Origin of the sequence: Streptomyces sp. NPDC050164, assembly GCF_044459945.1 — a bacterium.
Taxonomy (GTDB): domain Bacteria; phylum Actinomycetota; class Actinomycetes; order Streptomycetales; family Streptomycetaceae; genus Streptomyces; species Streptomyces coeruleorubidus_A.
The window spans coordinates 94,068-118,962 of the sequence record NZ_JBITJK010000031.1 but is presented as its reverse complement, the minus strand read 5'-3'; the positions used below and the strand labels follow the sequence as shown (position 1 = coordinate 118,962).

Here is a 24,895-nt window from a genome sequence, read left to right as displayed (position 1 = left end):
CCTCCGTGCGGTGAAGATTCGACACCTCCACCACACACGGGGGCCTTCGCCATGATCAAGCCCGGCCAGTGTTAACAACGCTCGTGATCAATACACCTAGTGCCGTGCTAGTCCCTGTCACCGAGTCGGCGCACCAGCTCGGCGAAGGCGTCTCTCTCCTCCGGGGTCAGTTCCACGGACTCCGACCGGGGTCCTGTCCGGCGCTGTTGCGGAAGAGCGGGGAGGGAGTGGCCTTCGGGCCACCGGGAGACGTGCTCAGGCATGCGCCCCAGTAGACACCACGGCCCGGGACTTCGGTCCCGGGCCGTGATTTTCGTGATCTATCTCGCAGGTGGCATGAACGGCTCACACGCCCTGAAAGGGGGCGAACGTCAGCTGGCTTACGCGGCCACCGGCTGCTTCTTCTCCGCCGCCGTGGCGGTGCCCTCGCCCGGTGCCGTGGTGGCGCCCGGGGCCGGCTTGCGCAGGCCCTTGAGGACGACCACCAGGGCCGTGGTGACGCAGACACCCGCGGCGATGGCGACCAGGTAGAGCAGCGGGCTGCCGATCAGCGGGACCACGAAGATGCCGCCGTGCGGGGCGCGCAGAGTGGCGCCGAAGGCCATCGACAGGGCGCCGGTGATCGCGCCGCCCGCCATCGAGGCCGGGATGACGCGCAGCGGGTCGGCCGCGGCGAACGGGATCGCGCCCTCGGAGATGAAGGAGGCGCCGAGCACCCAGGCGGCCTTGCCGTTCTCGCGCTCGGTCTGCGTGAAGAGCTTGCCGCGCACGGTCGTGGCGAGGGCCATCGCCAGCGGAGGCACCATGCCGGCCGCCATGACCGCCGCCATGATCTTCATCGCGGAGTCGCTGGGGCTGGACACCGCGATACCGGCGGTGGCGAAGGTGTAGGCGACCTTGTTGACGGGGCCGCCGAGGTCGAAGCACATCATCAGGCCGAGGAGAGCGCCGAGCAGGATGGCGTTGCTGCCGGACAGGCCGTTCAGCCAGTCGGTCATGCCCTTCTGGGCCGCGGCGATGGGCTTGCCTATGACGACGAACATCAGGAACCCGACGATCGCCGAGGAGATCAGCGGGATCACCACCACCGGCATGATGCCGCGCAGCGCCGCCGGGATGTTCACCTTCTGGATCGCCATCACCACGCCACCGGCGATCAGACCGGCCGCGAGACCGCCGAGGAAGCCCGCGTTGTTGTCGAACGCGATCATGCCGCCGACGAACCCGGGGACGATACCGGGCCGGTCCGCCATGCCGTAGGCGATGTAGCCGGCCAGGACCGGGACGAGGAACCCGAAGGCCACGCCGCCGATCTGGAAGAACAGGGCCGCCCAGCTGTCGGCCTGCAGCCACATGAAGTGGTCCATCACCGACGGGGCCTTGTCGACCTCGTAGCCGCCGATCGCGAAGCCGAGGGCGATCAGCAGACCGCCCGCCGCGACGAACGGCACCATGTAACTGACGCCGGACATCAGCCACTTGCGCAGCTTGGTGCCGTAGCCCTCGCCGGAGTCGCCGGTGCGTTCGACGGGCGTGCTGCCCGGGGAGCCGGAGGTGACCTCGCCGCGGGCGGCCTTGCCGCGGACCTCGGTGATGAGTTCCGCGGGGCGGTTGATGCCCGCCTTCACGCCGACGTCGACGGTCGGCTTGCCGGCGAAGCGTTCCTTCTCCCGTACGGGCACGTCGTGGGCGAAGATCACGGCGTCCGCCGCCGCGATGACCGCCGGGTCGAGGCGGGTGAAGCCGGCCGAGCCCTGGGGCTCGACGGTGACCTCGACGCCCGCCTCACGGCCGGCGTTCTCCAGCGACTCGGCCGCCATGTAGGTGTGGGCGATGCCGGTGGGGCAGGAGGTGACGGCGACGATGCGGAACGGGCGCTCCTCGCCCGCAGCGGTGTCGTCGGTGTCGTCGTCGGTGACCGTGGCGGCGGCGGGAGAGGCCGCTCCCGCCGACGCCACGGGGTCTTCGGAGCCTGCCTCGGCGGGCTCGCCGGGCTCGTCGCCGCGGATCAGCGCCGCCGCGGCGGCCGCGTCGCCCACCGCGCGCAGGGCGTCGGTGAACTCCGTGTTCATCAGTTGCCGGGCCAGCGACGACAGGATCGTCAGGTGGGCGTCGTCGGCGCCGGCCGGCGCGGCGATCAGGAAGATCAGGTCGGCGGGGCCGTCCGCCGCGCCGAAGTCGATGCCGTCGGCGCTGCGCCCGAAGGCGAGCGTCGGCTCGGTGACGTGCTCGCTGCGGCAGTGCGGGATGCCGATGCCGCCGTCGAGGCCGGTCGGCATCTGGGCCTCGCGGGCGGCCACGTCGGCGAGGAAGCCGTCCAGGTCGGTCACCCGGCCCAGGGCCACCATGCGCTCGGCGAGGGCACGCGCCGCCGCTTCCTTGGTGTCGGCGGACAGGTCGAGATCGACCAGGTCCGCGTTGATCATGTCGCTCATCGCGGGCTCCTTAGCACGCGTATCGCCCGGTCAGTCGGATGGGCGGGGGAGGGGACGGGGATGCGGTGGGGGGTGACGGGGGTGGGCGTACGGGCCTCGGTTAACGGGGCCTCTCGCCGGTCACGGGCCGATGCACGCAGCTCGACGTACGTCATGACACCGGCTCCTTCAGCGCACGGTCCGCCGGGATGTCCGCCGTGACCGTCACCGCGGCCGGGTCCAGGTCGCCGGGCTTGGGCATGACACTGCCGGGCAGCTGGACGGCCGCCGCGCCGTGGGCGACCGCGGAGGCGAGGGCCTCGGGGCCGCTGCCGCCGGCGATCAGGAAACCGGCGAGGGAGGAGTCACCGGCGCCCACGTTGCTGCGTACCGCGCCCACGCGGGCGCCGCCGAACCAGGCGCCCTCGTCGGACACCAGCAGCTGTCCGTCGGCGCCGAGGCTCGCGAGGACGGCCCGGGCACCCATCGCGCGCAGTTCCTCGGCCGCCTTCACGGCGTCGCCGACGGTGGCGAGGGGGCGGCCGACGGCCTCCGCGAGTTCCTCGGCGTTGGGCTTGACCACGTCGGGCCGCTCGCGCAGGGCCGCGAGCAGCGCGGGCCCGGAGGTGTCCAGGGCGATCCGGGCACCGGCGGCGTGCGTGCGGGCGACCAACTCGGCGTACCAGGAGGGGGCGAGGCCGCGCGGGAGGCTGCCGCAGCAGGCGATCCAGGCGGCGTCGCGGGACTGCTGCCGTACGGTCTCCAGGAGCAGTTCCCGCTCGGCCTCGGACAGTTCGGGGCCCGGCGCGTTGATCTTCGTCAGGACGCCGTCGGCCTCGGCAAGGGCGATGTTGGAGCGGGTGGCTCCGGCGACCGGGACCGGCGCGACCTCGATGCCCTGTGTGTCGAGCAGGTCGGCGACGAGCGCGCCCGGCGCGCCGCCCAGGGGCAGGACCGCCACCGTGCGCCGACCGGCAGCCGCGACCGCGCGCGAGACGTTCACGCCCTTGCCGCCCGGGTCCATCCGCTCGCCGGTGGCGCGGATGACCTCGCCGCGGTCGAGGGACGGCACCTCGTAGGTGCGGTCCAGGGACGGGTTGGGGGTCACGGTGAGGATCATGCGCGCACTACTTCCGTGCCGCCGCGCTCGATGGCGACGGTGTCTTCGGGGCTCAGCCCGCTGTCGGTGATCAGCAGGTCCACATCGCTCAGGTCGCCGAAGCGGGCGAAGTGCTCCTGGCCGTGCTTGGAGGAGTCGGCGAGCAGCACCACGCGGCGGGCGGCGGCCACGGCCGCGCGCTTGACGGCAGCCTCGGCGAGGTCGGGGGTGGTCAGGCCGTGTTCGGCGGAGAAGCCGTTGGCGGCCACGAACAGCACATCCGCGCGGATCTCGCCGTACGCGCGCAGCGCCCAGGCATCCACGGCGGCGCGCGTACGGTGCCGTACGCGCCCCCCGATGAGGTGGAGCTGGATGCCGGGGTGGTCGGCGAGGCGGGCCGCGATGGGCAGGCTGTGGGTGACGACGGTGAGGGAGGCCTCCAGCGGGAGGGCGGCGGCCATTCTGGCCACCGTCGTGCCGGCGTCGAGGATCATCGTGCCCTCGGTCGGCAGTTCCGCGAGGGCCGCCTTGGCGATGCGGTCCTTCTCGTCGGGGGCCGTCGTCTCGCGCTCGGCGAGGTCCGGCTCGAAGTCGAGGCGCCCGGCCGGGATGGCCCCACCGTGCACCCGGCGGACCAGGCCGGCGCGGTCGAGGGCCTTCAGGTCCCGGCGGATCGTCTCCGCCGTCACCTGGAACTCCTCGGCCAGCGACACGACATCCACTCGGCCGCCGTCACGGGCGAGCCGGAGGATCTCCTGCTGCCGCTCCGGTGCGTACATGTCTGTTCGCCTCCGCCTCGTGCCCGAACGTGTGGTTTCAGCGGGAGGCTACGCCGAGATTTCCGCAAAGTAAACAGGTTCGGACCCAATCGGGCACGGTCGGAAACAGAGGCGGGCTCGACACCCATGTGCCGAGCCCGTCCTGTGACGATCGCCGGACGATGGTCAGGAGACCAGCGCCGGTTCCTTCGGCTCCTTCACCGCCTGCTCCCCCTCGACGTGCTGCGCCGGCCGCTTCGGCAGGGCGAACATCAACAGGAAGATCACCCCCATCACCGCGGCCACCCAGCCCAGCGAGTTCCGGAAGGCGTCCGCGAAGGCCGGGCCCACCTGGTCCGGGCGCAGATGGTCGCCCATCGTGCCGAAGAAGACGACCGACACCAGGCCCAGCCCCAGCGCGTTGCCCATCTGCTGCACGGTGTTGAGCAGACCGGAGGCCGAGCCGGAGTGCTCGCGCGGTACCTCGGAGAGGATCGCGTCGGTCAGCGGAGCGACGATCAGGCCCATGCCCACGCCGATCACGACCAGCGGCAGCGCCATCTGCCAGGGCGCGATGCCGAGGCCGTAGTGCGCGGACTCCCAGAGGTAGAGCAGCACCCCGGCCATCATCACCAGCGCGCCCGCCTGGAGCACCTTGCGTCCGAAGCGCGGGACCAGCTGCTGCACCGACAGCCCGGCGGCCACGGACACGGCGATCGAGAACGGCACCCCGGTCAGCCCGGCCTTCAGCGGGCTCCAGCCCAGCCCGAACTGCATGTACAGCGTCCACACCAGGAAGAAGACGCCGAGCGCGACCCCGAAGGCGGTCTGTACGGCGATCCCGGCCGCGAAGCTCTTGACCTTGAACAGCGACAGCTCGACCAGCGGGGAGCCGTCCCGTGCGCTCTTGCGCCGCTCGTACGCCACCAGCGCCGCGAGGACGACGAGCGCGCCGGCCATCGAGACGTATCCCCACAGCGGCCAGCCCAGCTCGCGGCCGCGGATGAGCGGGTAGAGCAGCATCAGCAGGCCCAGGGTCACGAGGGCGACGCCCACCAGGTCCAGCTTCAGTGCCCGCGGCGCCCTGGACTCGGTGATGAAACGGCTGCCGAGGATCAGGCCCGCGACGCCCACGGGCAGGTTGATCAGGAAGATCGAGCGCCACTCCCACCCGAACAGGTTCCACTCGGTCAGCAGCGCGCCGAGCAGCGGACCGGACACGGCGCCGAGACCGACGACCGCGCCGAACAGCCCGAACACCTTGCCCCGCTCGTGCGCCGGGAAGGTCGCGTGCACGATCGACAGCACCTGCGGCACCATCAGCGCCGCCATGGCGCCCTGGAGGAACCGCGAGGCGACCAGCATCTCCGGGTTCACCGCGAGGCCGCACAGCGCGGAGGCGACCGTGAAGCCACCGATGCCGACGAGGAAGATCCGCTTACGGCCGTGGATGTCGCCGAGCCGTCCGCCGGTGATCAGCCCGGCGGCGAAGGCGAGGGCGTAGCCGGCGGTGATCCACTGGATCTGGCCGAAGGACGCGCCCGCCTCCCGCTGGATCGACGGTATGGCGATGTTGACGATCGTCACGTCGACGAGGTCCATGAAGGCCGCGGTCATCACGATCGCGAGGGCGAACCAGCGGCGGCGGTCGGTCCCGTCCGCGGTGCTGAGAGGGGTCTCGGTGGAGGTCATGCCCAGAAGGTAGGTGACCATTAGGTCAGATGGCGTCCTATTGGTGCGGCATCCTCGTCGGTATGACGACGGACACACCGGCCAGGCTGCTGACGCTCCTCTCCCTCCTCCAGACGCCCCGCGAATGGCCCGGCGGCGAGCTCGCCGACCGGCTCGGGGTCTCCCGCCGCACGGTCCGGCGGGACGTCGACCGGCTGCGCGAGCTGGGCTATCCCGTGCAGGCGTCCAAGGGCGCCGACGGCGGCTACCGGCTGGTCGCCGGCAAGGCCATGCCGCCGCTCGTGCTCGACGACGAGGAGGCCGTGGCCATCGCGGTCGGGCTGCGGGCCGGGGCGGGGCACGCGGTGGAGGGGCTGGACGAGGCGTCGGTGCGGGCGCTGGCCAAGCTGGAGCAGGTGCTGCCGGGCCGGCTGCGCCACCGCGTGACCACGCTCCAGGCCGCGACCACACCACTGACCAGCGGCGACGGGCCGAGCATCGCGCCCGAGACACTGACCGTCATGGCCTCCACGGTGGCCGGGCACGAGCGGCTGCGGTTCGCCTACCGGGCGGCGGACGGCACCGAGTCGCGGCGTCTGACGGAGCCGTACCGGCTGGTGTCCACGGGCCGCCGCTGGTACCTGGTGGCGTACGACATCGACCGGGACGACTGGCGGACGTTCCGCGTCGACCGGGTGAGCGAACCGTTCGCCACGGGGGCGCGGTTCGTGCCGCGCGAGCTGCCGACGGGGAACGCGGCGGAGTACCTGCGGCAGTCGATGCAACGGCACCAGGAGTCGTACGACTTCGAGGTCACGTTCGCCGCGCCGGCCGAGTTCGTCGCCACCCGGCTGCCGAAGTGGCTCGGCACGCCCGAGCCGTTGGACGACGACAGCTGCCGGCTGCGCGGGTCCGTCGGGGACGCCGTGCAGTGGGTGGCGTTCCGGCTGGCGATGCTGGAGTGCGACTTCGTGGTCCGCGAGCCGGAGGAACTCGTGCGGGCGGTACGGGAGTTGGGGGAACGGCTGAGCAGGGCTGCCCGGAGTGGGGATGCAGGGGTGATCTGAGGGCGGCAAGGAGTGGGGACGCAGAGGTGATCTGAGGCCGGCCCAGGGCGGTGATGCGGGAGGTCACAGATCACGGCAGGGCCGACGACGTGACCGGCGACGATCGCGGTGCCCTGCCAGCCGGGCGGCGGCCCGATGTCCGCCTGTGCTCCGGGTTCCGCACCCGGGACCCAGGCGGGAGCGGAGCCCCGCTCACCGGCGCCAGGCCATCCGGGCCGGGCCCGCCTGTCGCCGCTGCCGCCGCCCGTCGGCCGTGCTCACCCGCACCGCCCCGCCACGCAGCCCCAGGCCGTCCCGCGCCGAGCCACCCGATGCCGAGCCGATCGGCGCCGCCACCCGGCATCCGCGCCCACCCGCGCCGCCCACCGCGCAGCCCAAGCCATCCCGCGCCAAGCCGATCGGCGCCGCCCGGCGGCCCCGCTCAACCGCACCGCCCCGCCACGCCCTCCCACGGAAAGTCCCGCAGCGCCCTCAAGTTCCGCAACGCCAGCTCCGCCGGGCTTCCGGCACCCTCCACCGGCCCGTCCCCCTCCGCCCAGACCTCCAGGGCCGTTCGTACGGCGGCGCTCGCGACGGCGGCGGCGAAGCGTGACTCAGGGAGGGCGGCAACGTTGTCGTCACTCCCCGGAGTCCCCGTCCTGGTACCCCGGGCCGCCAGCACCTCCGCGAGCGTCCGTTCCGACGCCTGGCAGACCTCCGCCCACACCCTGCGCAGGGAGGGGTTCGCCTCGGCGAGCCGCAGGAGCGTGCGGACCCACTCCCAGGAGGACGCCGAGACGCCGGCGCCCGGGGTGAGGGTGTGGCGCACTCCGTGCTCCAGGGCCCGGAGCACGCTCGCGTCGGCGGGAGCCGCGCGTACCGCCTCCACCCAGCGCCGGGCGCCGGCCGCATAGAGCGGGGCGACGGCCTCCTCCTTGGTGGCGAAGTACCGGTAGAAGGTCCGCGGGGCGATGCCGGCGGCCTGGGCGATGTCCTCCGCGCGGGTGGCGCGCAGGCCGTGCCGTACGAAGAGGCCGGCCGCGGCCCGGGCGATCTCCATACGCGTCTCGGCCTTGCGCCGCTCGGTCAGCGAGGCCTGAGGAGGGGTCGGGGTGGTGCTGCTCACGCTCGGCAGGCTATGCCCATGTGACACAATCTGCCATCTGGCGGGCCACCCCGTGGTTCAGGTACGGGGTGCCCCGCCCTCTATTTCCCCGGTCTTCATTTCCCCGCCTTCCGTTTCCCCGGTCACGCAGAGAGCCGGGCCCCGGCGTCCGGGGGGAGGGACGCCGAAGCCCGGCCTTGGGAGAGTCCCGGCGCCGGGGGGAGTGCGACGGGACTTGGTTCTGGGGGCCAGGTGCGTGGCCCCGGGCCCGAACCGGTGGGCCCGGAAGTCTTGTTCCCGGTGCCCCGCGGGTTGAAGCGGCGTTACATCGCCATGTTTGCGCGGTCTTTCGCCACCCGGCGTACGCGGCGACCCCCGGGCGCACACTCTCCGGCATCCACAGGCCGTGGGACGACGCCCACAGGCCGTGGGGACGGAGTCGTACGCCCGGACGCCCGCCGGCGGACAGGCGGCGTCACGCCGCCGCGTCGAACCCGGTGCTGCGCGCCAGCTTCTTCAGCTCCAGCAGCGCGTGCTTCTCGATCTGCCGGATGCGCTCGCGGGTCAGGCCGTGCTCCTTGCCGACCTCGGTCAGCGTGCGCTCCCGGCCGTCCTCGATGCCGTAGCGCATCTTGATGATCGAGGCCGTGCGCTGGTCGAGGCGGCCGATGAGGTCGTCGAGCTCCTCGCTGCGCAGCAGCGTGAGCACCGACTGCTCGGGCGACACCGCTGAGGTGTCCTCCAGGAGGTCGCCGAACTGGGTCTCGCCCTCGTCGTCCACCGACATGTTCAGCGAGACCGGGTCGCGGGCCCAGTCGAGCACGTCGATGACGCGCTCAGGCGTCGAGCCGAGCTCGGCGGCGATCTCCGCGGGCTCCGGGTCCCGCCCGTGCTCGCGGTTGAACTCGCGCTGCACCCGCCGGATCCTGCCAAGCTCCTCCACGAGGTGGACGGGCAGGCGGATCGTACGGGACTGGTCGGCTATGGAGCGGGTGATGGCCTGGCGGATCCACCACGTCGCGTACGTGGAGAACTTGAAGCCCTTGCGGTAGTCGAACTTCTCGACCGCGCGCACCAGGCCGGCGTTTCCCTCCTGGATCAGGTCCAGCAGCGGCAGACCACTGCGGGGGTAGCGGCGGGCGACGGCGACGACCAGGCGCAGGTTGGAGCGGATGAAGACGTCCTTGGCCCGCTCCGCGTCGGCGACCAGGGCTTCGAGCTCCTCACGGGTGGCGTCGGCCTTGGTCTCCTCGCATCCGTCGAGGACCTGTCGCGCGAACACACCCGCTTCGATGACCTGGGACAGCTCGACTTCCTTGGCGGCGTCGAGCAGCGGTGTACGCGCGATCTCGTCGAGGTACATGCCGACCAGGTCGCGATCGGCGATCTCGCCGCCATGGGCGCGAACACTGCTTGCCGCGTCGGCCGTCTCGCCGGTGGCGGACTGACGACGGGCGACGGCACGGGTTGCCATGCGTGCTCCCTTGCGATGGTGAGGTCAGCGGGTGGTCCTTCGGACGCTGGACTCCGTCTCCGGGACTCTCCGGGACTCTCCTCGGGTGCCCTGCATCCGATGGAAACAACGACTGGAATCAGGACAGAATTCCCAACCCACCCCACGATTTTTCTGATCATGCAGTACCCTGTCCGGCCACACGAGGAGGCGAGATGCCGTCGGAACGTACAGAGGTGCAGGTCAGGACGGGAGTCGAGGATGACCTCGAGGCCCTCACGGCCCTCTACAACCACTATGTACGTGAGACGGCGATCACATTCGATACCGCGATCTTCACTCCGGAAGAGCGCCGCCCTTGGCTGCTCTCCCACCCTGAAGACGGACCGTACCGCCTGATGGTTGCCGCGGACCGGGACTCACAGGAGATTCTGGGCTACGCCACATCCAGCCCCTTCCGGGCGAAGCCCGCCTACGCGACCTCCGTGGAGACGACGGTGTACGTCGCCCCGCACGCCGGCCGCCGCGGCGTCGGCACCCTCCTGTACAAGGCCCTCTTCGAGGCGCTGTCCGGCGAGGACCTGCACCGCGCCTACGCGGGCATCGCGCAGCCGAACGAGGCGTCGGCCCGGCTGCACGAGCGCTTCGGCTTCCGGTACGTCGGGACCTACGGGGAGGTCGGCCGCAAGTTCGGCCGCTACTGGGACGTGGCCTGGTACGAGAAGGACCTCGCGCAGGTGCCGGCATAGGGTCCGGCCTCAGCCGAACAGCACCGGCGTCAGCCGAACTGCACCGACCGCTTCGCCAGCCCCATCCAGAAGCCGTCGATCACCGACTTGTGCGCGTCCAGCTCACCGGCCGCGTCGGCCGCGCCCATGGTCACGAACAGCGGGGCGAAGTGCTCCGTGCGCGGGTGGGCGAGCCGCCCCGCGGGCGACTTGCGGGTGAAGTCGAGCAGGGCGTCCACGTCACGCGCCTGAAGCGCCCGCCGCCCCCAGTCGTCGAACTCCGCCGACCAGGCGGGGATGCCGCCCTGCCGGAGCGCGGCCAGGTTGTGGGTGAAGAAGCCGGAGCCGACGATGAGCACGCCCTCGTCCCGCAAGGGGGCGAGCCTGCGGCCGATCTCCATGAGCCGGACCGGGTCGAGCGTCGGCATGGAGACCTGGAGGACCGGGATGTCGGCCTCCGGGTACATCTCGACCAGCGGGACGTACGCGCCGTGGTCGAGGCCGCGGTCGGGGACGTCCTGGACGGGCACACCGGGGGCGCGCAGCAGCTTCCGTACCGACTCGGCGAGCTCCGGTGCGCCGGGGGCCTCGTAGGTCACCCGGTAGTAGTGCTCCGGGAAGCCCCAGAAGTCGTAGACGAGCGGGACGGTCTCGGTGGCGCCGATGGCGAGCGGGGCCTCCTCCCAGTGGGCGGAGACCATCAGGATCGCCCGGGGGCGCGGCAGGCCGGCCGACCAGGCGGCCAGTTCACCGGGCCAGACCGGGTCGTCCGCCAGCGGTGGGGCGCCGTGGCTCAGGTACAGAGCGGGCATGCGCTCCTGGGTGGCGGCGGACATGCTGCGACTCCTTCCAAAACATGATTCCCTAACAAAACTGTACGGGGCATTTGTTTAAAGTTCAAGGAGGGGCCACGTAGAGTGGAAGACATGAAGGCACCCGCATCCGCAACGACACCGGGCTCCGTCGCAGAGCCTCCGGAACCGCGCTGGCTCACCGATGAGGAGCAGCGCGTATGGCGCTCGTTCATGGAGGGCGTCACCCTCCTCGACGACCATCTCGACCGTCAGCTCCAGCGTGACGCGGGCATGCCGCACGTCTACTACGGTCTTCTGGTCAGGCTCGCCGAGGCGCCGAAGCGGCGGCTGCGGATGACGGAGCTCGCCATGCTGGCGAAGATCACCCGCTCCCGCCTCTCGCACGCCATCGCGCGCCTGGAGAAGAACAGCTGGGTGCACCGCGAGGACTGCCCCGACGACAAGCGGGGCCAGTTCGCCGTGCTGACGGACGAGGGCTACGAGGTGCTGCGGCAGACCGCGCCGGGCCATGTGGAGGCCGTACGCCAGGCGGTCTTCGACCGGCTCACCCCGGAGCAGCAGAAGTCCCTCGGCGAGATCATGCGGATCATCGCCGAGGGACTCCAGCCGACCGAAGCGGGTGCGGACCTGCCCTGGCTCCGCTGAGCCAGGGCAGGTCCTGGAATCCGTGGGTACGAGGCGTCCCCTCCTCGTACCTACGGAGGGCCCGAAGGGGTGTTTGCGGGTACGGCCGTCAGTGGGCGACGACCGGGATCTGCACCTCGTCCGCCACGTCCTCGCCGGAACCGGAGCCGGAGCCGGTCACGGTGGCGCTGTCGGGGCGGCCCGCGTTGATGAAGGTCAGGGCGATCGCGGCGGCCACCACGAGGATGCCGACGGCGAACCAGATGGCACTCGTGTAGCCCTCCACCATGGCCTCCAGCTGGACCAGCTGCTGCTGGGACCGGCTGGTGGCCCCGGCGATGTGGTCCGCGACGTAGGACGTGGTGGCCGAGGCGGCGATCGTGTTCAGCAGGGCAGTACCGATGGCGCCGCCCACCTGCTGCGAGGTGTTGACCATCGCGGAGGCGACACCGGCGTCCCGCGGCTCAACGCCCTGCGTGGACAGCGACATGGCCGGCATGAACGCCGTACCCATGCCCAGGCCGAGCAGCAGCATCGCCGGCAGCAGCAGGGCCGCGTACGAGGAGCCGATCTCCAGCCGGGTCAGCAGCAGCATGCCGAGCGCGGCGACCAGGAAGCCGGGGCCCATCAGCAGGCGCGGCGCGACCCGGGTCATCAGGCGGGTGCCGATCTGGGTGGAGCCCGTGATCATGCCCACGATCATCGGCAGGAAGGCGAACCCGGTCTTGACCGGCGAGTACCCCTTCACGATCTGCAGGTAGTAGGTCAGGAAGAGGAACAGGCCGAACATCGCGATGATCGCGAGACCGAGGGAGAGGTAGACACCGCCGCGGTTGCGCTCGGTGATCACGCGCAGCGGCAGCAGCGGGGCCTTCACCTTGGACTCGACGATCACGAAGGTCGCGAGCAGGACGGCGGAGGCCACGAACATGCCGACGGTCACGGAGTCGCTCCAGCCGTCGGACTCGGCGCGGGTGAAGCCGTAGACGAGGGCGACCAGGCCGAGGGTGGACAGGACGACGCCCGGGGTGTCGAGCGGGGAGCGGTTGCGGCCGCCCTCCGGCTCACGGATGACGAAGTACGCACCGGCCGCGGCGACGACGGCGAACGGGATGTTCACGAAGAACGTCCAGCGCCAGTCCAGGTACTCGGTGAGGAAGCCGCCCAGGATCAGGCCGACGGCGCCGCCGCCACCGGCGATCGCGCCGTAGATGCCGAACGCCTTGGCGCGCTCCTTGGCGTCGGTGAACATCACGGCGAGCAGGGAGAGCGCGGCCGGCGCGAGCAGGGCGCCGAACACGCCCTGGAGGGCGCGGGCGCCGAACATCATCGCCTCGTTCGTGGCCGCGCCACCGAGCGCGGAGGCCACGGCGAAGCCGCCGAGCCCGACGACGAACGCCCTCTTGCGGCCCCACAGGTCGGCTATCCGGCCGCCGAACAGGAGCAGACCGCCGAAGGCCAGGGCGTAGGCCGTGACGACCCACTGCCGGTTGCCGTCGGAGATGCCGAGGTCCTGCTGGGCGGAGGGCAGGGCGATGTTCACGATGGTGGCGTCCAGGACGACCATCAACTGGGCCAGCGCGATGAAGACGAGCGCTTTCCAGCGGCCGGGGTCCGGCGAGGCGGCCGGAGCCCGCAGTGCCTTTGAGGCTGTTTCAGACATGGGAGTACCCACTTCGGGACAAGGTGATGGAAAAAGGTGTCGTTGAGGGACGACTCGACGACCGGCGTGGCCGTGAGCTGTGTGTGATGACTCGGTTGGCGCCCGGAACTGATCGGTCAGGCTTGGCGGAGGTCCTCCATGGTCACTGCCGCGCCCGGCAGGGCGGAACGGGCCGGGGCCCGCAGTCCGTCCAGGAACAGCTGAAGATGACGGTGCACGAAGCGGTCGGCGCTGAAGCACGCCGTGCCGGCCGGGGGCCGGCTGAGCTGGGCCACGGCGACCATCAGGTCACCGACACCGACGTCGGGGCGGAGCTGACCGGCCGCCTTGGCACGTTCCATGACCCTTTCGAGGATCCGCTCCAAGCGCTCGCGCGCCGCTTCCAGATCGGGGTGGTTCTCGTCGAACGTGCTCGAGACCATCGGGCACAGCGCGCTGATCCGCTCGTCGGCGGAGGTGTGCACGAAGCGCTCCAGGGCCTCGAACGCGTCCCCGGCCTCCGCGAGCGCGAGCTCGCCCGCCGCGCCCGTACTGTCCAGTACGGAGCAGACGACCTCGCGTACGAGCGCGTCGCGGTCGGGGAAGTGGCGGTACACCGTGGCGTTGCCCACGCCGGCCCGGCGGGCGATCTCGTCGAGCGGCACCTCGGGGCCGTGCTCGACGAACATCTCCCGGGCGGCGGTGACGATCCGCTCCCGGTTGCGCAGGGCGTCGGCACGGGGCCGGGGCGCCTTGCGCGGTGCGGGGGTGGCGGTCTGCACGGCGTACTCCTGGGTGGTCTGAGTGTGTGTGAGGCGATCCGGGGAGAGGCTCCCCGTTTTATTCGGACACACGGCTAAACGGGGACTGGGTCCCCGCTATTTCCCGCATCTGGGATTTTCATTTGTGACCTGGCTCATGGTGCCGACGGGACCGCTACCGACGGGAAACCCACGATCGGTCTCCTCCAACGCGCGCCCCCACACCCCCCGACGCAGGGTGATCGCATGGGTGCAGCCGGAGACCGGGAGGCTGCCGTGGCGCGGGAGGTCCCTTGCAGGTCCCTGGCATCCAGCCGCAGCCCCAGCGACCCCGGTCATACGGCTCGGGGCCGCCGGGCCGCCGGATACCCAGGCGGCGCCTGGCCGCTCTCGCCTGCGTGACCGCCCTGACCTTCACGGCCAGCTCGGCCGGCACGGCCCGCCTCGCCCCGGGCACCACCACGGCCGGAGCGGGCCCGGTCTCCCTGTCCCGCACCTCCGCGCACGGCCCCTGCCTGATCCGCGGCGCCCGCGAGGTCCAGATGTCCGAGGGCATCCCCACCACCGACGGCTACGCCCGCTCCACCGGCACCGTCCGCGCCCTCACCCTGATGATCGACTTCTCCGACGCACCCGGCGAGGGCAAGGCCCTGGACCGCTACCGGGAGTTCTTCCCGCAGACCCGGCACTGGTTCCGCACCAGTTCCTACGGCCGCCTCGACTACCGCCCCGAGACGCCGATACCGCAGTGGCTGCGGATGCCGAAGTCCTTCCACGAGTACGGCATAGAGCGCGGCGCCCCCTTCGACCCCGGCTACCGCGCGCTGGTCCAGGACCTCGTGGCCGCGGCCGACCCGAGGGTGGACTTCCGCAAGTACGACCTGCTGAACGTGCTGGTCACCCCGAACGCCGGCCCCTCCGCCCTCGACACCGTCCTCTCGGTCACCTTCGCCGGCAACCCCGAGGCCCCGAGGGCCGACGGCATACCCGTGGCCAATGCCTCCTTCGTCTACTCCCGCCAGGACGACGGCTCCGGCTCCTACGGCCGCACCGGCTACCGCGTCCTCCCCCACGAGAACGGCCACGTCTTCGGCCTGCCCGACCTGTACACCGCTCAGGGCGGGGGCGCGGTCGGCCACTGGGACATCATGAGCGAGGACTGGGGCGCCAACAACGACCTCCTCGGCTGGCACAAGTGGAAGCTGGGCTGGCTGGACGCCGCGCAGGTGCACTGCGCATCGGCCCCCGGCACCGCGGAGTTCACCCTGACGCCGCTGGCCCGCGCGGGCGGCTCCAAGCTGGTCGTCGTACCCCTGGACAGCAGATCCGGCTACGCCGTCGAACTGCGCACCCGGGCCGGCAACGACGAGTCGGTGTGCCGCCCGGGCGTCCTGGTCTACAAGGTCGACGCCGAGGTGGACACCGGCATGGGCCCGGTCACCGTCCACGACTCCCGCCGCGACAGCGGGGGCTGCACGCGCGCGCCGAACGTCCACGCGGAGCTGTCGGACGCGCCGTTCGCGCCCGGGGAGACGTTCAGGGATGCGCGGAGAGGGGTCGTGATCAGGGTGGTCGGGGCGGATCCCGGGGGGGATTACCGGGTACGGGTGACGCGGGGCCGGCCGCGGACGTGACGGCACTCGGCGCTCATTACAGGGGTCCGTTGCGGACTACGGTAGCCCTGCGCCGCGACCGCCGTACCGGAGAGCCGATGCCAGCCAAGCCCATGAACGACGCCGCCGACGAGGCCATGCCCGAGGAGGCCGTCCGGGCGGAGGCCACCCCTGCGGAGGCGGTCACGCCGCTGATCCGCGGTATCGCGGTCCTGCGGGAGCTGACCGAGGCGGACGGCACGCTGAGCCTCAGCGCCCTCGAACGGGCCACCGGTCTCGCCCGTTCCACGGTCGACCGCATCACGGCCACACTCGCCCGCATGGACTACGTCCGCGTGGACGGCCGGGACGTGCACCTGGCCCCCCGCCTGATGGAACTGGGCAACGCCTACCTCGCCGCCCTGCGCCTGCCCGCCCTCCTCTCCGCCCGAGCGGACGCCCTGGCCGACGAACTGGACGAGTCGGTCTCGCTCGCGGTCGCCGACCGCGACGGCATCCGCTTCATCCACCAGGCGACCCGCCGCCGCGCGATGTCCCTGAGCTTCCGCATCGGCGACCTGCTCCCCGCCGAACGCACCGCGCCGGGCCCGCTGTTCGCGACGCAGTGGACGCACACCGACTGGCAGCGCTGGCGGGACCGCAGGGCGTCGGACCCGAGGGACCTGTCCTTCACGGCCGTACCGCCGCGCACGTACGGAGAGGACGAACGGGACGACGAGGCCTTCGCCAGCCGCACGCAGGAGGCGGCCGCGAACGGCTGGGCCCTGGACGACCAGCTGATCGAACCCGGCCTGGTGGCGGTCTCGGTACCGGTCCGGTCCCCTCACACGGGCGGCCGCCGGAAGATCGCATGCGTGGCGAGCGTGGTCAGCCACACGAGTCGGCACACGGCACACGACCTGCGCACCACCCTGCTGCCGAGGTTGCGGTCGGCGGTGACGGAGATGGAACGCGAACTGCACCGCACGCCGCCCCCGGAGCCCGGCCCGCCCCCCTCGGACCTGGCGCTCTGGACGGGCGCTTCCAAGCAGCGGCTGGGCCGCGACTTCATCGAATCCCTGGCACGAGGCCTGACGGTCCTCACGGCCTTCGGCGAGGGCAGGCCGGAGCTGACCCTCACGGAGGTGGCCCGGGCGACGGGCCTGGCCCGGGCGACGGCCCGCCGAGCACTGATCACCTACGAACACCTGGGCCTGGTGACCACCCCGAGCCCCCGCACCTTCACCCTGACCCCCCGGGTCCTCTCCCTGGGCTTCCCGCCCCTCTCCCGCACGTCCCTCCCCGAGATCGCCCAGCCCCACCTGGCCGACCTGACGTCCCGCATCCACGAGTCGACCTCGATGGCGGTGCTCCCGGACCCGGGCGATGAGATCCAGTACACGGCCAGGGTGGCGACGGGCCGGGTGATGAGCGTAAACATCACGGTGGGCACACGCCTGCCGGCCTACGCGACGGCACTGGGACGAGTCCTGCTGGCGGACCCGCACAGGGACCACGGACGGCTCGGTGACGAAGAGACACCGTCCCGCACCCTGGCCTCGATCCACTCCCAGGGCTACGCCCTGGTCGACGAGGAACTGGAAGAGGGCCTCCGTTCCCTCGCGGTCCCGATCCGCGACCGGTCCGCAAGGGTGGTGGCCGCCCTGAACACGGCGATGCACGCCAGCCGCCACACCCTGCGCGAGTGCGTGACGGACCTGCTCCCCGAACTCACCTCAACAGCCGCCCGCATCGAGTCGGACCTCCACACCGCCGGCCGCTTCACCCACGTGTCGCTGACCTGACCCCACACCCGGGAGGGCGACGGGTGATCCGTGCCGCTCACCGGAGCGCCAGGTGGTCGAGGTAGGACCGGACGTTGCGGCGGGTCTCCTCGACGTTGTCTCCACCGAACTTCTCCGCCACCGCGTCCGCCAGCACCAGCGCCACCATCGCCTCCGCGACGATGCCGGCCGCCGGCACCGCGCACACGTCCGAGCGCTGGTGGTGGGCGGCCGCCGGCTCGCCCGTGGTGACATCCACCGTCTTCAGCGCCCGCGGCACCGTCGCGATCGGCTTCATCGCCGCCCGCACCCGCAGCAGCTCACCCATGGACAGCCCGCCCTCGGTGCCGCCGGAACGGCCGGACGTCCGCTTGATGCCCTCGGCGGTCGTGACGATCTCGTCGTGCGCCTCGGAGCCGGGGACGCGTGCCAGGCCGAAGCCGTCGCCGACCTCGACTGCCTTGATCGCCTGGATGCCCATCAGGGCGGCGGCCAGGCGGGCGTCCAGGCGGCGGTCCCAGTGCACGTGCGAACCGAGACCGACCGGCAACCCGTACGCCAGCACCTCGACCACGCCGCCGAGCGTGTCGCCGTCCTTGTGCGCCTGGTCGACCTCCGCGACCATCGCCTTCGACGCGTCCGCGTCCGCGTCCAGGCAGCGCAGCCCGTATTCGGTGGCTGGAGACGACCTTTGCGTTCACGTTTCCCCCGCTCGCCAACTTCACGGTTGCGCCCTCAACACTGGCCGCTCAGGTCCGACACGGGGAGGTGCACCGGGCACACACCTGCGAGCGACAACGGTTGCCGGGCCACCCCCTCGCTCCTGGGGCGCGATGCAACTACGACCTCAGCCCACCACCCCACCCCGATCCGCTACCCTGTCAGGGGCCGCCACCTCGGTGGTGTCCCGGCCCTTGCCGCAATCGGGGCGAATAGTCACTCAGAGTATTCAGCCACGGTCACGCAAGGCCCGCCTTCGCCTTCGTGGGGCTTGATCGAAACTCTGAGAGCGCAGGTCAGAGAGGGCGGCCTCGCTGCACTCAGAACGCGCTTCGGGCGATCTGGGAACGCCGTCGGCATCGCTGCAGGTCACAGGCCGTCAGCCTCCCTCCCGCCCACGCCTCTTGGCCGCACAGCCGGCGCCATGGTTGAGCCTTCCGCTCCATGCCCGTCGCTTTCATTCGCTCCGGCGCCTCTCAGGGGCGCCGAGGCGGCCATTGCCGGACTCTCGTTCCGCAGGCGGTCCGCCGCCCGCCGCCGACGGCGGCACAGCCCGGCTGCAGCTCAGGTCACCACACTCCCGGTCAAGCCCGCCCCGGCCCGGGACGGCCTGTAGTGCGTAGGCACCAGGACTGGCGAGCGGCGGGTCCTGGTGCACCAGGCCAAGACGGCTGCAGGGGACGATGCCCGCCAGGGCGCCGCAGGGAAGTGTGGGAGGCGCGCGAGATCTCGCGCATCCCTCTGGTCCAGTGGTGTCCGGAGTGATCAGCAGGTGACGACTTTTCCTTTGGTGCCCCCGGCGGGATGGGGAAGTGTCCCGCCGGGGGTTGCTCATCGCGGTGGCCTCAGAACTTGTGGTGGAGGGCCACGGCCAGCTGGGCGTCGATGGCCGACAGCGTCGTGAGGTAACCGCTCCCGATGCGGAAACGGGGGGCGGCGTGGTTGTGGAGCGCGTTCTGGGCGGCCCTGGAGAGGTCGCTCCAGTCGTTCTCGAAGTCCAGGCCCGTCACGTCGATCATGCTTCCGCCCGAGTTCGACCCGTTGCTGCTGATCGTCGACGACTCTCCGGGGTAGTAACTGTGGCCGCCCCTGATCGCCTGGCTGACGCGGTAGGAGATGAAGTCGGCGCGGGCACCTTCCGCGAAGGCCTGGGTGAGGATCAGCAGGGCCCGTGCCTGGTCCCGCCCGGCCGCCGTGTAGTGCTGGCCGCCCAGGTCGCTGATCGAGCCCTGGATCGTGCCCAGGGAGATGCCCAGGCTGCCCCGGCTGATGTTGCCTGCGGCCCCCTCCATGTTGTTGTAGTTGAGCCAGTTCAGATGGCGCACCCTGGCCCCGGCGATGGTCGCGGGCCCGTGGCCCAGCCGGTAGTACGTGTTCGTTTCGTGGTTGCGCCAGCCGACGATGTACAGGTTCCTCGCGTTGAACACCAGGGTGACCTGGCTGCGGCCCATGGCCAGGGTGACCGGGAAGTAGTCGTCCTGGTTCCGGGCGAGAATGATGTTGCCGTAGAGCCGGGTGCCCCCGACCCGGCCGCGGATGTCGTTGATGAGGGCGTCGTACCGGCGGGCGAGGTCCGAGTGGACGCCGGTCGTCAGGTCGTAGCTCTTACCGTCGGTCGGTATGGAGTCGCTGACCAGCTGGGCCTCCTGCCCGAGCGATGTGTGGTGCGTCTCGGTGAGTCCGCTCATACCGGTGACGGCCAGGGCGCCGACGAGTGCCGCCGGCACGACGGCCGAGGTACGAAGCCTGCGGAGGACCTGAAATCGGGACATTGCGCTGTTCTCCCCGTGCTGGGTGTGCCGGATACCGGCCTTTCCCCACCGACGTTCGCAACCGGAACCTTGATTGGCACGTCCCTTTTGTCAGGTCAATCAATCCTGTGGGCGAAAGGGGATTGATTGACTTCACATGCCGCAACACCTGCACACCACCCGTGGGCAACCTGGGCGCTGTCGGGCGTCTTGTGTGTTCATCACGCTAAATGTCGCTTTCGCCTGGCTGTACGGAGGTATGCGCATGGGGCGCCCGGAAAGACCGCTGGACCCGACGGCCGGCCCCGTGCCGCGGCTCGCGCACGAGCTCCGGGAGCTGCGCCGGACGGCCGGTGGCCCGTCCTACCGGGCCATGGCCAGGACGGCGGGGTTCTCGGCCACGACGTTGTCCCAGGCCGCGGCCGGCGAACGGCTGCCGTCGCTCGCCGTCGTCCAGGGATATGTGCGGGCCTGCGGAGGAGACCCGGCCGAGTGGGAGTCCCGGTGGAAGGCGGCTCAGGCGGAGGCCGCGGGCACCGCGCGCGAGGACGACGAGGACGCCGTGCCGCCGTATCGGGGACTGGCGCGGTTCGAGCCCGACGACCGGGCGCTGTTCTTCGGCCGGGACCGGCTGGTGGAGGAGTTGCAGGAGCTGGTGTGCGAGCACCGTTTCGCGGTGGTGTTCGGCGCCTCCGGCAGCGGGAAGTCCTCGCTGCTGCGGGCCGGACTCATCCCCCGCCTGCGGGAGAAGATCCTGGAACTGGGCTCCCCGGCAGTCCTGCGGATCCTCACCCCGGGGCCCCGGCCCGCCTCCGAGTACGGCCACCTGCTGGCCCCGGCGCAGGACGAGCCGGAGAGCTGGGTGGTGGTGGACCAGTTCGAGGAGGTCTTCACCCTCTGCCGGGACCGGGAGGAGCGGGCGCGCTTCATCGACCTGCTGCTGGCCGCCCGGAAGCCGGACAACCGACTCCGGGTGCTCATCGCCGTACGCGCCGACTTCTACGCCCGCTGCGCCGAGCACCGCGACCTGGCGGACGCCCTGCGCGGCGCAGGACTGCTGGTCGGCCCGATGACCGCGGACGAGCTGCGGGAGGCGGTGGTCAAGCCCGCGCAGGCGGTCGGGCTCCTGGTCGAGCGGGAGCTGACCGCGCGGCTCGTCGAGGAGGTGCTCGACGAGCCCGGCGGACTGCCGATGCTGTCGCACGCGCTGCTGGAGACCTGGCGCCGCCGCAAGGGCAGGATGCTGACGCTGACCGCGTACGAGGCGGTCGGTGGAGTGCGCGGTGCGATCGCGGCCAGCGCCGAGGAGGTGTACGGGCAGCTGTCGGCGGCACAGGCCCACACCGCCCGCCGCCTGCTGCTGCGGCTCGTCGAACCCGGACAGGGCACCCCCGACACCCGCCGCCCGCTCTCCCGGTCCGAACTGGAGGAGTGGGGGGACCCTGACGTGCCGCCGGTGGTGGAGCGGCTGTCCGGCGCCCGCCTGCTGACCGTCGACGAGGAAGCCGTCCACCTCACCCACGAGGCCCTGCTCACCTCCTGGCCCCGGCTGCACGGCTGGATCGAGGAGGACCGCGAGCGGCTGCGCCACCACCGGAAGCTGACCGACGCCGCCCGCACGTGGCTGGAGCACGACCGCGACCCCGGCGCCCTGTACCGGGGCACCCGGCTGGCCCGCGCGGAGGAGCTGTTCCCCGACCACGAGCGGGACCCCGCACTGACCGCGGCGGAACGGGCGTTCCTCACCGCCACGCTCGACGTCCGCGATGCGGAAGCCCGGGCCGCCGCCCGCTCCACACGCCGGGCACGGGCCGCGGTGGGCATGCTGTCGACCGTCCTCGTGGTGGCGCTGGTCGCCGGTCTGGCCGCCTGGACACAGCGCCGGGACAACCAGCACCGGCGCACCGACGACGTGGCCCGCCGGATCGCCGACGTCGCGGACGCCCTGCGCACGACCGAACCTCGCGTCGCGCAGCTCCTGGGCGTCGCCGCGTGGCGGGTGGCCCGCCTGCCGGAGACCCGGCGGGCCCTGCTGGGCTCACTTGGCCAGCAGGAACTGGACACCTTCAGCGATCACGCGCCGGGCGACAGCGCCTCCCGCTATCTGACGGACTCGGGTCGCACGTTGCTCAGCGTCGAAGGCCGCACCTGGCGGACCTGGGACGTGGCACGGCACCGGCGGATCACCTCGGGACGGGTGCCGGTGGGCGGGCTGGTGCTCGGGGCGAGTCCGGACGGCCGGCTGCTGGCGGTCCACGCGGACGACGGCGTACGGCTGTGGGACACGGCCGCCGGACGGTGGAGCGGTGACCGGCTTCCGGCGTCGTCCCTCGTGGACTTCGCCGGGAGCAGCTACGCCGTGAGCGGCGTGGACGACTTCCGGGTGCAGGTGCGTTCGAACGCGGACGGCAGGCTGCTGTTCGAGACGCAGTCGGCGACCCTGGTCCCCAGCGCGGACGGCCGACTGGTCGCGTTCTGCCATGCCGGTGACGGGCTGCGGGTGCGGGACCTGCGAAGCGGGCGCACGGTGCCCGGGCGCTGGGAGCACGGCGGCGAGGTCTGCGGCGACGAGCGGGCACAGCTGGTGCTCGACGACGGGAAGAGACTCGCCGCCGTGAACGGCACCGGCGTGCGCGTCTTCGACGTCCGGACGGGGCGGCAGCTGGCCGAACTGCACGACGCGGGGGTGAAGCTGGCCGCCTTCAGCAAGGACGGGAACTTCCTGGCGACCGCCGACGGGGAGGAGCTCAGGGTGTGGCGGCTGGGCGTCGACGCCCCGGTGTTCCGGCACCCCCTCAACAACCAGCATCTGTACGGCGCTCTGGCCTGGGACCCGGCTCAACCGGTGCTGCGGTATCTGGAGGGCGGCACGGTGCACTCGCTGGACGTCGCGACGGCCGTGACCTCCGCCTGGCAGGACCAGCCACTGGACAGGGTGCTGATCGGCCCGGACGGCCGTACCGTCGCCACCGCCCGGCGCACCGGCGACCGCTACGTCTTCGAACTGCGCGACACCCGCGACGGGCGGCTGCTGCGGACGCTGCCGTCCCCGCCGCTCCCCGTCTCCCGCGACCCCTCCCGGCCGGTGGACGCCGAGCAGACCCTTGCCCTGCTGGCCTTCGGCCCCGACGGCACGTCGCTCGCGTACGGTGTCTCGGCCCCGGGCAGCGAGGCGTCCGCGCAGCGCATCACGATCTGGGACGTCACGCGGGGACGGGCCCGCACGACGGTGGATCTGGCGCCGGGCGGGCCGGACGGGGCGGTGATCACGCTCGCCCTGGGCCCGGACGCCCGCACGCTCTACGCCGCCCGCACCCTGGCCGAAGGCACGCTGAGCAACGAGGTCTGGGACACCGCGCACCACCGCAGGACGGCGGTCCTCCCGGCGCTGTCCAGCCACCACCTCGCCGTCCGCCCCGACGGCGGGCTCCTGGCCGGCGACAACCGTTCGGCGGTCCTGCCCGGCGGCAAGGTCGCCGGACAGGACCTCGTCCAGGGCGAAGAGCTCGGCACCCTCGCCTTCTCCCCCGACGGTTCGCGGCTGGCGGCGGGGGACCAGACGGGCCGGGTGGCGCTGTGGGACGGGACGCTGCGGCAGCGGGCGGGAGTCCTGCCGAGCGTCTTCCCCACACTCCCGGAGGGCATCTCCGACTCACTCCTCGGCGACACATCGGAGGCCGTCAGCGCCCTCGCCGTCAGCCCTGACGGCAGCACGCTGGCGGTGGGCGGCGAGGCGGGGACTCTCCAGCTGTGGGACATCGCCACGCAGCAGCCGATCGGCGGTCCGCTGACGACACCGGGCGAGGCGATCGACACGGTGGCGTTCGCCAGGGACAGCTCCACGGTGTACGCGGGGAGCGCGCACGTACCCCTCCAGCGCTACACGATCCACCCGTCGAAGGCCGTCGAGTCGGTGTGCGCGCGAGCGGGCGGCGGCGACCTCACTCGGGCGCAGTGGCAGACGTACGCGCGTGACGTGCCGTATCGCGAGGTGTGCGACGACTGACCCGTCCGGCATTGATTTCCCTGGTCAGAGGCGATTGATTGACCTGATGGAAAGGCTGGCCGATCAACCCCCCGGGCCTGACGATCGACCCGTCGCTGCCCCGGTCCGACTCCCCCCTCGGCCGGGGCAGTGGCCGACCCGACCAGCGGGTCGAGGAATCCGACGGGAGAACCACCCATGAAGATCCGGAAGACCGGCCGCCGCCGGACGGCCGTGCTGACATCGGCCCTCGCCCTGGCGCTGATCCCCCTCTCCACGGGCACGGCCGGCGCCAACACCAGCCCTGGCTGGGGCGACGACAAGCCCGACGTGATCTGGGACTGCAACAACGGCAAGGCCGACCTGTGCCAGTACCACGAGGTCAACGCGTGGACCCAGCTGGGCAAGCGGCGTCAGGTCGGCAACCCGGTGTACAACTGCGCGGGCAGCAGGGACCTGGGCTTCGACCTCGCCTTCAGAACCGACCGCAGCACCTCGTACTCCTTCCAGCAGGAGACGAAGGTGGAGGTCAAGGCCGGCTTCTCGGACGTGCTCGAAGGGGGCATGTCCGCCAGCCTGTCGCAGACGGAGAAGTGGGAGGTCGGCAGGACCACCAGCGCCGGCACCACGCTCAAGGGCGTCATCCCGCCCCGTATGGCGGGCGGGTACTGGTTCGCGCCGTACTGGCGGAAATCCCAGGGGTGGCTGGAGGTCCACTACGGCAAGCGCAAGCACGACCACTACTTCTGGTACTACCCCGGCAAGGGCTCCACGGGTGTCCGGATCGCGACGCCGGTGATGAACTCGGACGGCTCGATGAAGGGCAAGTGGTACTGGGCGACTTGGAAGTGCTGACCCGGCCGGCTGCGTGATTCGCATCCCCAAGCACCTCCAGCAGTCCCCGGGTACACCCGCACCCACCGGCTCGTCCACCCCTACCGCAGCGA

17 protein-coding genes and 1 pseudogene are annotated in these 24,895 nt (G+C 71.7%); 7 read left to right on the top strand and 11 right to left on the bottom strand.

The window, feature by feature from the left end:
• Window positions 1–380: 380 nt before the first annotated feature.
• The 4 genes from ACIBNA_RS32310 to ACIBNA_RS32295 form a co-directional block, all read right to left on the bottom strand.
• A complete protein-coding gene (locus tag ACIBNA_RS32310) occupies window positions 381–2,435 on the bottom strand; it encodes a fructose-specific PTS transporter subunit EIIC (protein WP_399168712.1) in 2,055 nt (684 codons plus the stop codon).
• Between the two features lie 151 nt (window positions 2,436–2,586).
• On the bottom strand, window positions 2,587–3,534 hold the full coding sequence (pfkB, locus tag ACIBNA_RS32305; RefSeq protein WP_399168711.1) for a 1-phosphofructokinase: 948 nt from the start codon (window positions 3,532–3,534) through the stop codon (window positions 2,587–2,589).
• On the bottom strand, window positions 3,531–4,292 hold the full coding sequence (locus tag ACIBNA_RS32300; RefSeq protein WP_359202317.1) for a DeoR/GlpR family DNA-binding transcription regulator: 762 nt from the start codon (window positions 4,290–4,292) through the stop codon (window positions 3,531–3,533). Before ACIBNA_RS32300 ends, pfkB begins: the two co-directional genes overlap by 4 nt.
• Before the next feature lie 165 nt (window positions 4,293–4,457).
• Window positions 4,458–5,963, bottom strand: a complete 1,506-nt coding sequence (locus tag ACIBNA_RS32295) for an MFS transporter (RefSeq protein WP_399168710.1) — start codon at window positions 5,961–5,963, stop codon at window positions 4,458–4,460.
• A gap of 62 nt (window positions 5,964–6,025) precedes the next feature.
• On the opposite strand from ACIBNA_RS32295, the gene ACIBNA_RS32290 reads away from it, so the two are divergent.
• Entirely contained in the window at window positions 6,026–7,009 is a 984-nt protein-coding gene (locus ACIBNA_RS32290; protein ID WP_399168724.1) for a helix-turn-helix transcriptional regulator, read from the top strand.
• Window positions 7,010–7,430: 421 nt separating this feature from the next.
• Here the strand turns inward: ACIBNA_RS32290 and ACIBNA_RS32285 are convergent, their stop codons facing one another.
• A complete protein-coding gene (locus tag ACIBNA_RS32285) occupies window positions 7,431–8,114 on the bottom strand; it encodes a TetR/AcrR family transcriptional regulator (protein WP_399168709.1) in 684 nt (227 codons plus the stop codon).
• A 454-nt stretch (window positions 8,115–8,568) separates the two neighbouring features.
• The gene (locus ACIBNA_RS32280) at window positions 8,569–9,567 is read right to left on the bottom strand and encodes an RNA polymerase sigma factor RpoD/SigA (protein ID WP_274816975.1); all 999 of its coding nucleotides are present in this window, start codon (window positions 9,565–9,567) and stop codon (window positions 8,569–8,571) included.
• Window positions 9,568–9,761: 194 nt separating this feature from the next.
• Here ACIBNA_RS32280 and ACIBNA_RS32275 point away from each other — a divergent pair, with 194 nt between their 5' ends.
• Window positions 9,762–10,295 carry a GNAT family N-acetyltransferase gene (locus ACIBNA_RS32275; protein ID WP_399168708.1) on the top strand — a complete coding sequence of 178 codons (534 nt, stop codon included), beginning with the start codon at window positions 9,762–9,764 and terminating at the stop codon, window positions 10,293–10,295.
• Between the two features lie 29 nt (window positions 10,296–10,324).
• Here ACIBNA_RS32275 and ACIBNA_RS32270 read toward each other — a convergent pair whose 3' ends face one another.
• Entirely contained in the window at window positions 10,325–11,110 is a 786-nt protein-coding gene (locus ACIBNA_RS32270; protein ID WP_274816977.1) for a dioxygenase, read from the bottom strand.
• Between the two features lie 90 nt (window positions 11,111–11,200).
• Here ACIBNA_RS32270 and ACIBNA_RS32265 point away from each other — a divergent pair, with 90 nt between their 5' ends.
• Complete coding sequence (locus ACIBNA_RS32265) at window positions 11,201–11,734, top strand: MarR family winged helix-turn-helix transcriptional regulator (RefSeq protein WP_399168707.1); 534 nt, start codon at window positions 11,201–11,203, stop codon at window positions 11,732–11,734.
• An 88-nt stretch (window positions 11,735–11,822) separates the two neighbouring features.
• Here ACIBNA_RS32265 and ACIBNA_RS32260 read toward each other — a convergent pair whose 3' ends face one another.
• On the bottom strand, window positions 11,823–13,376 hold the full coding sequence (locus ACIBNA_RS32260) for an MFS transporter (protein ID WP_399168706.1): 1,554 nt from the start codon (window positions 13,374–13,376) through the stop codon (window positions 11,823–11,825).
• A gap of 116 nt (window positions 13,377–13,492) precedes the next feature.
• Window positions 13,493–14,137 carry a TetR/AcrR family transcriptional regulator gene (locus ACIBNA_RS32255; protein WP_399168705.1) on the bottom strand — a complete coding sequence of 215 codons (645 nt, stop codon included), beginning with the start codon at window positions 14,135–14,137 and terminating at the stop codon, window positions 13,493–13,495.
• Window positions 14,138–14,424: 287 nt separating this feature from the next.
• Between ACIBNA_RS32255 and ACIBNA_RS32250 the strand changes: the two genes are divergently transcribed.
• Together ACIBNA_RS32250 and ACIBNA_RS32245 are read left to right on the top strand one after the other, a co-directional pair.
• Window positions 14,425–15,750, top strand: coding sequence for a M6 family metalloprotease domain-containing protein (locus ACIBNA_RS32250; RefSeq protein ID WP_399168723.1), 1,326 nt, complete (start codon window positions 14,425–14,427; stop codon window positions 15,748–15,750).
• 77 nt (window positions 15,751–15,827) lie between these two features.
• Window positions 15,828–17,513, top strand: coding sequence for an IclR family transcriptional regulator C-terminal domain-containing protein (locus ACIBNA_RS32245; protein WP_399168704.1), 1,686 nt, complete (start codon window positions 15,828–15,830; stop codon window positions 17,511–17,513).
• A 37-nt stretch (window positions 17,514–17,550) separates the two neighbouring features.
• Here ACIBNA_RS32245 and aroC read toward each other — a convergent pair.
• Window positions 17,551–18,156: pseudogene (aroC, locus tag ACIBNA_RS32240) on the bottom strand (chorismate synthase); the annotation flags it as partial.
• A 901-nt stretch (window positions 18,157–19,057) separates the two neighbouring features.
• Entirely contained in the window at window positions 19,058–19,984 is a 927-nt protein-coding gene (locus tag ACIBNA_RS32235; RefSeq protein ID WP_399168703.1) for a ribosome-inactivating family protein, read from the bottom strand.
• Window positions 19,985–20,228: 244 nt separating this feature from the next.
• Here ACIBNA_RS32235 and ACIBNA_RS32230 point away from each other — a divergent pair, with 244 nt between their 5' ends.
• Window positions 20,229–23,969: a hypothetical protein gene (locus tag ACIBNA_RS32230; protein WP_399168702.1), complete on the top strand. Its 3,741-nt coding sequence runs from the start codon at window positions 20,229–20,231 to the stop codon at window positions 23,967–23,969.
• A gap of 177 nt (window positions 23,970–24,146) precedes the next feature.
• On the top strand, window positions 24,147–24,803 hold the full coding sequence (locus ACIBNA_RS32225) for a hypothetical protein (protein ID WP_399168701.1): 657 nt from the start codon (window positions 24,147–24,149) through the stop codon (window positions 24,801–24,803).
• The last annotated feature ends 92 nt before the right edge of the window (window positions 24,804–24,895 follow it).